General features: G+C 46.9%; 8 protein-coding genes. 4 read left to right on the forward strand and 4 right to left on the reverse strand.

From position 1 onward, the window contains the following. Positions 1–90: 90 nt before the first annotated feature. The 3 genes from bsh to rpsU all read right to left on the reverse strand — a co-directional run bounded on the left by bsh (position 91) and on the right by rpsU (position 1,889). Positions 91–1,068, reverse strand: coding sequence for a choloylglycine hydrolase (gene bsh, locus FD32_RS08470; protein WP_056962167.1), 978 nt, complete (start codon positions 1,066–1,068; stop codon positions 91–93). 117 nt (positions 1,069–1,185) lie between these two features. Continuing rightward, positions 1,186–1,635 carry a GatB/YqeY domain-containing protein gene (locus FD32_RS08475; protein WP_047770438.1) on the reverse strand — a complete coding sequence of 150 codons (450 nt, stop codon included), beginning with the start codon at positions 1,633–1,635 and terminating at the stop codon, positions 1,186–1,188. A 62-nt stretch (positions 1,636–1,697) separates the two neighbouring features. Beyond that, the gene (rpsU, locus tag FD32_RS08480) at positions 1,698–1,889 is read right to left on the reverse strand and encodes a 30S ribosomal protein S21 (protein ID WP_047770440.1); all 192 of its coding nucleotides are present in this window, start codon (positions 1,887–1,889) and stop codon (positions 1,698–1,700) included. A gap of 316 nt (positions 1,890–2,205) precedes the next feature. Here rpsU and FD32_RS08485 point away from each other — a divergent pair, with 316 nt between their 5' ends. Genes FD32_RS08485 through FD32_RS08495 form a run of 3 tightly spaced genes read left to right on the forward strand, consistent with a single transcriptional unit; the run spans position 2,206 to position 4,972 of the window. Further along, a complete protein-coding gene (locus FD32_RS08485; RefSeq protein WP_047770441.1) occupies positions 2,206–3,729 on the forward strand; it encodes an ABC transporter substrate-binding protein/permease in 1,524 nt (507 codons plus the stop codon). Continuing rightward, positions 3,719–4,459, forward strand: coding sequence for an amino acid ABC transporter ATP-binding protein (locus FD32_RS08490; RefSeq protein ID WP_047770443.1), 741 nt, complete (start codon positions 3,719–3,721; stop codon positions 4,457–4,459). The genes FD32_RS08485 and FD32_RS08490 overlap by 11 nt, the downstream gene beginning before the upstream one ends. A gap of 57 nt (positions 4,460–4,516) precedes the next feature. Further along, positions 4,517–4,972 carry a GNAT family N-acetyltransferase gene (locus FD32_RS08495; protein ID WP_047770446.1) on the forward strand — a complete coding sequence of 152 codons (456 nt, stop codon included), beginning with the start codon at positions 4,517–4,519 and terminating at the stop codon, positions 4,970–4,972. Positions 4,973–5,034: 62 nt separating this feature from the next. Here FD32_RS08495 and aspS read toward each other — a convergent pair whose 3' ends face one another. Beyond that, positions 5,035–6,822 (reverse strand): aspartate--tRNA ligase, encoded by a 1,788-nt coding sequence (gene aspS / locus FD32_RS08500; RefSeq protein WP_056962168.1) that lies wholly within the window; start codon positions 6,820–6,822, stop codon positions 5,035–5,037. A gap of 352 nt (positions 6,823–7,174) precedes the next feature. Between aspS and FD32_RS08505 the strand changes: the two genes are divergently transcribed. After that, entirely contained in the window at positions 7,175–8,017 is an 843-nt protein-coding gene (locus FD32_RS08505; protein ID WP_047770450.1) for a fructosamine kinase family protein, read from the forward strand. The last annotated feature ends 137 nt before the right edge of the window (positions 8,018–8,154 follow it).

Genomic DNA, 8,154 nt, shown 5'->3' on the forward strand with positions numbered 1-8,154 from the left:
GCAAGCTAAATGGTTAAATTAATTAAAATATGCCCTGTGATACCAAGGGATCAGTCGGTCTTCATACTTTCAAGTTTCAGTTATCCTTATTTAGTTTTGGTTATTGATGACTTGTTCCTTAACTAATGGGAACTGGGCAAGTTTCTTGGCGTCTAAATCAACATTGTGCATCTGAACAGCATTGATCTGGTTATTTTCGTAGGTTGTGTAATAGAAGGTCCCCGTAGCCAGGTTGATTCCATCGGAGTAGATTGTGTATTCAAAAGTATCCGGTGCAACCTCATCGAGTCCCTTCTGCTGTTCAACTGCATGTAGGCAGTGGAAGTAGTTGGTAACATTCTCCAGCTCGCTACCACCCGCTGGTGCATTGTGCAGGGTAAAGCATTCCTTTACAAAACGACTTTCGGAATCCATCCCTCCTGGCAGCATGTGGGAGCCCAGGCCCCGGCTGTATGTCTTGAGTTCCTTCTTTGGCATCAAGGTGTTAACCGGGTCAGCGGGTGAAACACTCTGGTAATTTGCCAGGTTCGTCATCTGGGATGGGAACTCGGGGTTATTGGTCAAGACACCCACTGGATTATCGTAAACGTGGAGACCGCTCTGAGTAGATTCAACAACAATCGATGCTCCCTGTCGGTCAGCAATCAACCAATGAAGTGGGGAAAGCTGGAGTTGGTCAGAGAAGTTGATGTTTACCAGGTTGAGGTTGGTAAGTAGTTTCTTCGCCTCGGCAACGTCTTTACATTGACCCAAAACATAGGGAATAAATTCGAATGGTGAAACATTATCCTTGCCATCTTCAACTGGGGAGAAGTGGGCCAGCCCAGCAAAGTTTAGTCCGGCCATCCCAAGCCCTTCTTCATTGGCACCGTCAAAGTACAATGGGTAGTTATCCTTGACGAGGGCCATCCCGATAATGGCGTAGTGGTGGTTTAAGGTTGGCATCTTGCGAAAATCAAACGGGTAGTCGCGCGGGGTGACAACCACCTCTTGACCAAATGAGACTTCCAAATCTAGGTTACGGCCAAAGTAATGGTCGCCAGCAGTATAGAGAATCGATGTACACATGTTAAATATCCTCTTTTTCTTTAGTAACTTCTATTTTACTCTTTTATCATAAAATGGTGATTTAAAAAGCAATAAGCCAACCATTCATCAGGGTGATTGGCTTAATTAATCATAAAATTATTTGTTGCTTAGTGCTTTCTTAACGGCCTGGTTAACAACCTTCCCATCGGCTTGGCCCTTAACCTTCGGCATCACTGCTCCCATGACCTTGCCGAAGTCCTTCATGCTCGTGGCACCCACCTGGGCAATCGTGTCATTGACGATCTTTAATACATCGTCTTCGGAAAGTTGCTTTGGCATGTACTTGGCCACAATCTTAAGTTCAGCATTCGTCTTGTCCACCAGGTCTTGGCAACCAGCCTTTTCAAATTCGGTCAGTGACTCCTTGCGTTGCTTGTATTCCCGTGACATGACCGCTACCTCTTCGTCAGGTGTCAGGCCATGGCCAGCCTCAATCTGGGCGTTTTGAACCGCTGCTTTTAACATCCGAACAACCGCCAAGGTTTCCTTATCACGATTCTTCATTGCCGTAATCATGTCTGCTGATAATTGCTTTAATAATGCCATCTTCAGGTCCCCCTCATATTAAGAAAAAAGCTCCCACCGAATCGAAGGTAGGAGCAAACATTTTAGTAGCGACGACCACGCTTGTTCTTGCGCTTCCGTGCTGCTTCAGATTTTAACTTACGCCGAACACTAGGCTTTTCGTAGAATTCACGCTTCCGGTATTCTTGCAAAGTCCCATTGCGCGAAACTGAACGTTTAAAGCGTCGAAGAGCGTCGTCTAAAGATTCATTCTTACGAACGACTGTTTTTGACATTTTGATTCCCCTCCCTCCGAGCTTAAAGTTACGTTTCAAGGCTACTTACACCTTTCACTACAAAAGGTATTGTACCTAATTCCACCCCCAGTGTCAACATTTACTTAGCATTCATCAATAACTATTTTAAAACTAATTAATTACCTTAGTCTTTCCCTATATTTAATGAAGGAAAAATATTTTGGCCGTAAAAATCGTACTTAGTCAGTGAATATTTATGCCGTATTTTCGAAAAAGTATTGCATAAATAGTGAATAAGGTGTATATTCGTTTACAATAATTATTTGAATTCTATTGGCAAAGGAGATTAAGAATTATGAAGCACTTCAAGCAATTATTAATGCTGTGTATTCTTTGTGTTTCAGTATTCCTCGCGCCGCTCAATGCGTTTGCTGCTGCAACATCTAGTTCAAGCAGCGCCAGTTCGAGTTCTAGTTCGACCACGAGCTCGACGAATGCAGCGACCGATGATTCACTACAAAGGATTAAACAAAAGGGAACACTGGTCGTGGGGACCAGTGCCGATTACCCACCATACGAATTTACCACCAAGAAAAATGGTAAAACTGAGTATGTTGGTTTCGAAATGGATGTTGCAAAACAGTTTGCTAAAGACTTGGGCGTCAAACTGGTTATCAAGAACATGGACTTTGACTCCCTCCTGGTAGCCCTTGAATCCCACAAAGTGGATACCGTTATTGCGGGGATGAACATTACCCCCGAGCGGAAGAAGAGTGTTGACTTCTCAAAGCCATACTACACTGGTCACAAGTACTTTTTAATCAACAAGGCCGACAAGGCTAAGTACAAGTCTGTTAACAGCTTTAAGGGTAAAACCGTTGGTGCTCAAAACGGGGCGATGGAGTACAACCTGGTTAAGCAAAACATTCCAAACGTCCAAGAAAAGGGATTAGCCAAAATTACTTCATTGGTAATCGCCCTCCAATCCCACAAGGTTGACGGGGTCCTGATGGATGAAGCAACTGCTAAGGCATACGCCAACAACAACTCAAACCTTTACACTTTTAACTCACACATTAAGATTGACTCTGGTGGGATTGCAATGGCCTTTCCAAAGGGTGACAAGTCCTTAGAGGCCGCTGCTAACCAAACCGTTGACAAGATTAACAAGGAAGATTTAATCAACAAGAAGTGGATTCCACAAGCTTCTAAGTACATGAAGTCTTACAAGAAGCACAACACCGTTGCTTCATACTGGACTTTCTTTGCTAAAGGGGTCGAATACACCCTGATCATCACCGTTATCGCTGTCTTCTTTGGTTTCCTGCTCGGGACCCTGTTTGCATTGATGCGGTTGTCACAAAACAAGATCCTCCACGGAATTGCCGTTTGCTACATTGAATTTATTCGGGGAACACCAATGCTGGTTCAAATCATGTTTGTCTACTTTGGTATTGGTGCCGTTATCCAATCTCTTCCTGCCCTCGTCGCCGGGATTATCGCCGTATCAGTTAACTCTGGTGCCTACGTTGCCGAAGTTATTCGTTCTGGTATTCAGTCTCTGCCAATCGGCCAAACTGAGGCTGCACGAAGCCTTGGGATGACGAAGAAGCAGACCTTCCACTTCATCATCATGCCTCAGGCAATGCGTAACATCTGGCCAGCATTAGGGAACGAATTTATTACCCTGTTAAAGGATAGTTCATTGGTTTCCACAATTGGTGTTGGCGAATTGATGTACCAGACCCAGTTGGTTCAAGCAGATACCTACAAGGGTGTCTTGCCGCTGTTCATCACCATGATGATCTACTTTGTTCTGACGTTTACGCTGACAAGAATCCTGAACTACTTCGAAGGGAGAATGAAACATGCCCACTAAAATGATTGAAATTCAACACCTGAAAAAGGAATTTAATGGTAACGAAGTCCTCAAAGATATTTCTGAAGAAGTCGACAAGGGACAGGTGATTTGCGTGATTGGCCCTTCCGGTGCCGGGAAGAGTACCTTTCTCCGGTGCCTGAACGTCCTTGAAAAGCCGACCGCTGGTAAGGTGCTCTTCGAGGGCCAGGACCTGACTAACATTTCCGATCCTGAATTAGATAAGTTGCGGGAGAAGATGGGGATGGTCTTCCAAGGCTTCAACCTCTTCCCTAACATGACCGTAGTTAACAATATCAAGATTGCCCCCATCAAGGTTAAGGGGTTAAGCGAAGAAGAAGCTACCAAGACCGCAATGGAACTCCTCAAAAAGGTTGGCCTTGAAAACAAGGCGAACGTCTATCCAGACAGCCTTTCCGGTGGTCAAAAGCAGCGGGTCGCCATTGTCCGGTCCCTGGCAATGGATCCCGAAGTGATGCTGTTTGACGAACCAACGAGTGCCCTGGACCCCGAAATGGTTGACGAAGTACTGAATGTTATGCAAGAATTAGCTAATTCTGGAATGACGATGGTCGTTGTTACCCACGAAATGGGCTTTGCCAAGGAAGTGGCCGACCAAATCTGGTTTATGGCCGATGGCTACATCCAGGAAAGCGGTAAACCGGAGGACTTCTTCAGTCACCCTACTAGTGACCGGGCAAAGGAATTTCTGAAAAAAGTTCTTAAATAAATCATTAAAGAGGCTGGACATACGTGCCCAACCTCTTTTACGTTAAAGGAGAAACTAATGAAAGTAATTACGGCCAATAAAATCACCGCTGCTCACTGGCAACTGTTCTTGCGGGCGGACCCCAGTCGTAAGCTAGTGACTGCTTATCTGAAGAACGGATTCGTATTTGAGCTTCGGCAGAGTCCACGATTGCTTGCGACTCTCGTCCTCCTACCAGTCAGTGCGTTCCAATTGGAGATTAAAAACCTGGCCGTTTCACCACAATTTGAAAACCGCGGGCTAGCCACATCCCTACTTAATTTTGCCAAGGAGTACGCTCACCAACACAACTACCATGAGCTAATCATTGGTACCGGATCCACAAGCTTCAAGCAACTCTACCTTTACCAAAAGGTGGGCTTCCGGCCGGTTGCGATTAGAAGCGACTTCTTCACTGATAATTACGTTAAGCCAATTTTTGAAAACCACCTTCGCTTACGGGACATGATCGTTCTCAAAACAAATATTGATTGACTTTAAACATGCTAAAGGGACTACCGTTAAGCCCCGCACGGTAGTCCCTTTAGTATTCTTACTTATTTGTCCAGGTGGTAATCAACGTCATCGTCAAACTTGATCTTCAAATCATCCAGTTGTTGTTGACTAACCTTCCCAGGTGCGGCCGTCAGTGGTTCGACGGCTTTAGAGTTCTTTGGGAACGGAATGACGTCTCTGATATTGTCAGCTTCGGCCAGCAGCATTACCCACCGGTCCAGGCCAAATGCCAGTCCACCCTCTGGTGGCATCCCCATCGTCAGGGCCTTCAGTAAGAAACCGAAGCGCGCTTCAGCACGTTCCTTGGTGTATCCCAGGGCCTTCAGAACCTTTTCTTGGACCTTTGGATCGTGGATACGGATTGAACCACCACCAATTTCCTGGCCGTTCAGGATAATGTCATAACTTTGGGCGTGGGCCTTGTGCGGATCTTCACCGTCTTCCAGGTAGTGGAGGTCTTCTTCATTCAACATGGTGAACGGGTGGTGCGCAGCAATCCACTTACCAAATCCTTCATCATATTCAAACATTGGCCAGTTAACAACCCAGAGGTAGTTCCACTGTCCCGGCTTAATCATGTCCATTTCCTTGGCAATTGCCCGCCGCAGGTAACCCAAAGAGTCACAAACAACGTGGAAACTAGCCGCTACAAAGAGAATCAGGTCCCCCTCGTTTGCGCCCATTTCAGCATTAATTTGATCAGCCTTGTCATTTAAGAACTTGGCAACGGGTCCACTGTAGCCATCAGCAGTTACCTTAACCCAGGATAATCCCTTGGCACCATAACGCTTGATGTATTCTTCCTTCTTGGAAATGTCCTTCCGGGAGTACTTATCAGCACCACCAGGCACACAGATAGCCCGGACAAAGCCACCGTTGGCTACCGTTCCGGAGAAGACCTTGAAGGCACTGTCCTTAACGATGTCCGACAGGTCATGAATCAGCATACCAAAGCGGGTGTCGGGTTTGTCGGAACCGTACTTATCCATTGACTCCTGCCATTCCATCCGGGGGAACGGTGTCTTAACATCAATTCCCTTAACTTCCTTCATGACCCGTTTGATCAGGCCTTCTGTTTCAGTCTGAATGTCTTCAGGAGTGGCAAAACTCATTTCCGTATCGATTTGGGTAAATTCCGGTTGACGGTCACCCCGCAGGTCTTCGTCACGGAAGCACCGGGCCAGCTGGTAGTACTTATCTACCCCCGCAGCCATCAGCAATTGCTTAAACAGTTGTGGTGACTGTGGCAGGGCGTAGAAGTGACCAGGGTAAACCCGGGAAGGAACGATGTAGTCCCGGGCCCCTTCTGGCGTTGACCGGGTCAAGTCTGGCGTTTCCACGTCCAAGAAGCCCTCGCCATCGTAATAGTTGTGGACGATGGAGGCAACCTTGCTCCGCAGCTTCAGGTTCTTCATCATTTCGGAACGCCGCAAGTCGAGGTAACGGTACTTCATCCGAAGGTCTTCCGTCGCATCAACGTTATCCGTAATATCGAACGGTGTCGTTTCTGACTTAGCAAGAACCTTGATGTAGTCCACGGCAACTTCAACCTTCCCGGTCTTCATGTCTGGATTGATTTCCTTTTCTGCCCGCAGTTGAACCTTACCGTGAACCTCCAGAACATATTGACCCCGCACGGCGTTGGCAACCTTGAATACCTCTGGATTATCCTTCTCGTTAAAGACCAACTGGACAATGCCTTCCCGGTCCCAGAGGTCAATGAAGATCAAGCCCCCGAGGTTCCGGCGCTTAGCGACCCAACCCTTAAGGACGACTTCTTGGCCAACTTGCTTCTCACTGGTATCACCAGCGTAATTAGTACGTTTCATTCTCTAACTTCCTTTTTTATCCATTTCCAAAAATAAAAAAAGCACCCTTGTCGTTTAACAAGGGTGCTAATGCACGGTACCACCTTGGTATCTACTCAACGATAACGCTAGCTTCCTAGCGGGGACATTGCCCAACCTGAAAAGTGTCAATCGGCGCTTCGCATGACGGGCTTTCATCATCCCCGCTCGCTATAACTTTGAAGGCACCGAGCATTCTTTTATCTTCGGTCACGAATATTTAATTTCAGTGTTAACCTTACTCGTCCCCGGCCGGAAAGTCAATACCCGACAAACTTGCTTTTTGAGATATCAATTTTAAAATGAGGTTAACACTTTTGAAGGGAGTCATACAATGAGCAAGCTAAATCACAGCTGGTTTACCCAGTTGCCACTTAAAAACATCACCAGTTTTCAGCCGGTCAGCGGTGGTGACATTAATGAAGCTTACCGAATCGAAGCCGGTGGCAAGAGTTACTTCATTAAGGTCCAACCGAACCACCCCGCAAGCTACTTTAAACACGAAATCAACGGGCTCAAGGCCCTGGGCAAGGTTGTCAACACACCCACTCCCCTGTATAACGGGGCTATTGATGGCCACGCCTACCTCGTCCTCAACTGGCTTACGGAAAGTGCCGGTAGTCAAGCCGACCTGGGCCGGGCGGTTGCTGACCTCCACCAACACTTCAATTCTCAGTTTGGCTTCGTTGATAACCACCAAACGAAGGTCCTCGTGAAGAACAATACCTGGAATGATAGCTGGGAAGACTTTTACGTTAACCAGCGCCTGCTTCCTGAGGTTGCGGCGGCCCAGCGGGAAGGTCGCTGGAACCGCTGGCGGGAAGAACACTTCCAGCAAATGGTTAAGAAGTTCCGGCAGTATTACAGCGACCACGAAGTTAGAGCGAGCCTCCTCCACGGTGACCTGTGGGCTGGTAACTTCATGTTTGCCAATGATAAGCCCTACCTCATCGATCCCGATGCCGTCTACGGTGACCGTGAGTTTGACATCGCCATGACGACCATCTTTGGGGGCTTTGATAACGAATTTTACCGGGCCTATACGGACAAGTACCCCTTCACACCGGGAATTAATGACCGCCTGCCCTGGTACCAGTTCTACTACCTGTGCATGCACCTGATCCTATTTGGTGAAAGCTATGGGGGTGCGGTCGACCGGATTTTAGACCGTTACTAAAGGCAATAATGAGGCTAGAAAAAATGAGCGCCAGTATTTGGATTCCCCGAACACTGGCGCTCATTTTTGATATCATTCTTATTTTTCCTCAATTGTCAAGTTAAGTGCAACACTAATGGCCTATTCTTATAATTGGT

It is taken from the genome of Limosilactobacillus panis DSM 6035, assembly GCF_001435935.1.
Lineage (GTDB): Bacteria > Bacillota > Bacilli > Lactobacillales > Lactobacillaceae > Limosilactobacillus > Limosilactobacillus panis.

Coding starts and splice junctions, on each gene's coding strand:
- FD32_RS08505 (WP_047770450.1), top strand. CDS start 7,175: ATGAGCAAGCTAAATCACAGCTGGTTTACCCAGTTGCCACTTAAAAAC.
- rpsU (WP_047770440.1), bottom strand. CDS start 1,889: ATGTCAAAAACAGTCGTTCGTAAGAATGAATCTTTAGACGACGCTCTT.
- bsh (WP_056962167.1), bottom strand. CDS start 1,068: ATGTGTACATCGATTCTCTATACTGCTGGCGACCATTACTTTGGCCGT.
- FD32_RS08490 (WP_047770443.1), top strand. CDS start 3,719: ATGCCCACTAAAATGATTGAAATTCAACACCTGAAAAAGGAATTTAAT.
- FD32_RS08495 (WP_047770446.1), top strand. CDS start 4,517: ATGAAAGTAATTACGGCCAATAAAATCACCGCTGCTCACTGGCAACTG.
- aspS (WP_056962168.1), bottom strand. CDS start 6,822: ATGAAACGTACTAATTACGCTGGTGATACCAGTGAGAAGCAAGTTGGC.
- FD32_RS08485 (WP_047770441.1), top strand. CDS start 2,206: ATGAAGCACTTCAAGCAATTATTAATGCTGTGTATTCTTTGTGTTTCA.
- FD32_RS08475 (WP_047770438.1), bottom strand. CDS start 1,635: ATGGCATTATTAAAGCAATTATCAGCAGACATGATTACGGCAATGAAG.